General features: G+C 29.5%; 1 protein-coding gene. It reads right to left on the reverse strand.

Annotated features, from left to right (window positions below):
- Window positions 1-2,563, reverse strand: a 2,563-nt coding sequence (locus AC30RD_RS08300; protein WP_489494014.1) for an ATP-binding protein, incomplete at both ends; no start/stop codon positions are given.

Here is a 2,563-nt window from a genome sequence, read left to right on the forward strand (position 1 = left end):
TTTTAGGTTTCTCTTCTTTTATATTTAATTCTTTGCCAATTGTCTCAATTTTTTCTTCATTAACTTTATCGATAATTTTATCAGCCAAAAATTTCTTAAGAATAGCTACAAGTTCGTCTCTAACTAAAGGTTTGGTAATATATTCATCTAATCCTTCATTTAGGTATTTTTCACGATCCCCTTTTAAAGCGTGAGCTGTAAGTGCTATTATTGGGATATGTGGCTGATGATAATCTTGTTCATAATCTAAAATTTCATGGGTGGCCTCTATACCATCCATTATTGGCATTTGTATATCCATAAAAATGATATCATAGCTTCCATTTTTTCTTTTTTCAAAGCCCTCGAGTCCGTTATTTGCAATATCCACTTCAAGCCCAAGATCTTCGAGCGTTTTTTTGATAAGTTTTTGGTTTATTACATTATCTTCTACAACTAAAGCTTTTGCATTAAATTTAATTTTGGATAAATCAATAGGTTTTGAGGTTTTTTCTTTTATTTTTTTATATTCGCCTATATAATATTGTATAAGTTGTTTGGATTTTGTATAGTTAACAGGTTCATAAACTATTTTCATAAGTTTTTCTGATAAAGATTCTATCTTTTTTTGGTATATAATTTTGGAAATTATAGCAACCGGAATATTTCTAACAAAAAAGTTTTTTAAATTATTATCTTCGATATAATCATAATCTAATATAACAAAATCATATTTTTTTGCATTATCTAAAAATTTTGATAAATTTTTATATTCGTTAAATTCTACGCCTAAATATTTAAAATAATTTTTTATATATATATTTTGATCTTTTGGCTCATCTTCTCTAATAAAAAATCCAACATTTAAGCCTTCAAATTTATTTTTCATAGATTCGGTTAATGCTGGAATCTCTTCTAGTTCTAAAGTAAAGAAAAATTTCGATCCTTTACCAACTTCGCTCTCAAGTCCTAGCTGTCCTCCCATAAGTTTTACAAACTCGCTTGAAATTGTCAGCCCAAGGCCTGTTCCACCGTATTTTCTAGTTACGCTAATATCGGCTTGACTAAAAGCTTCAAAAATTTGGGCTTTTTTCTCTGCAGGTATACCGATACCCGTATCTTTTACTTCAAAATACACTTTTGCTTTACCGTCAATATTTCCAAGTTTTTTTATTTCAATAGATACGTTTCCGCCGGTTTCTGTAAATTTTATAGCGTTACTTACTAAATTTATTAAAACCTCTTTTATTTTAGTAGGATCCCCTTTAAGGGGTTTTTCAAGGCTCGGATCTACAAAAAGAGCCAGATTTATATCTTTTTCGGCGGCTTTTGGAGCATAAACTTCAATTGCGTTTTCAAATTCGATTATAGGATCGAATACGATATTTTCGACTTCAATTTTATTGCTTTCTATTTTTGATAGATCAAGTATGGCGTTAATGATTTCTAATAGGTTTTCGGAGCTTTTTTCAATAATAGATACAAATTCTTTTTGTTCATCATTTAAATTAGTGTTTTTAAGAAGTTCGGTAAATCCAACAATGCCATTTAACGGTGTTCTAATTTCGTGTGACATGTTTGCTAAAAACATACTTTTAGCTTTACTTGCCTCTTCGGCAGACTCTTTTGCGGTTTCGGCTTTTTTAAGTGCCGTTTCTAAAAGCTCATATGCGGCATTTATACCTTCTGTAGTATCAAGGTTGATTTTAGACTCTAAATCTCCTTTTTCCTGTTTAACACTTTCAGATTCTGCAACTTTTTTTAGAATCTGCTCAAGTTTTTTGATATTTGATGTTAAGTCTTTTGCGAGTAAATATCCTATGATTGCAAGTAAAATAGACAAAATAAATACTATTGCCGAAGCGATAAACATATAAAATTTTATTTTGGCAACATGGTTTATTTTTAATTTTAAATCATTTTTAAGTATCTTTTCAGCTTCTAAAATAACGTCTATTTTTTCTGTTTGAAGATTAAACCATAATGTTGGATCAACAGGATACATCCCGTCATTTGCAGCCCTTTGGATATCTACCCTTGTTTGAGAGATTTCGTCAAAAATCTCCTTAGAATCTTTATCCTTTATAATTTTATCTATCTTTTTTTTAGTTTCTGGAACCACCAAAGCATAGTTTAAAAAGCTATCAGCTTTTCCTATGAGCTGATTCCATATTTTTAGCTCTTCGTCGCTCATAGGAGTATATCTTGCCAATATAAAAGAGATAAATCCTCTCTCAATCCCGGAATACTCTTTAGAGTTTATAAATTGAATCAAAGTTGAAGAGATAGAGGTTATATCAGGATCAATCGTATAATGCTCTATTTTTGACATCTCTTTTATTAAGGCCGTATTTATCGTATCTGTATAAAAATCGAAAAATGCCTCTTTGAACTTGATATTTAAATTATCAACTCTTTTTCTAATATCGGGTATTCTTTTTAGATTTGCAAGGAAAAATTTTGATTCTTTTTGAAAATCGGGATTTTGTTTAAGAAAGTTATATAATCTATTTATAGAATTATTGACAACCTTTCTTTGCTTATCAAGAGAGTTTTTGATAAGTTTGCCTTTACTACCCAAATA

This window comes from Nitrosophilus sp. (genome assembly GCF_982775275.1).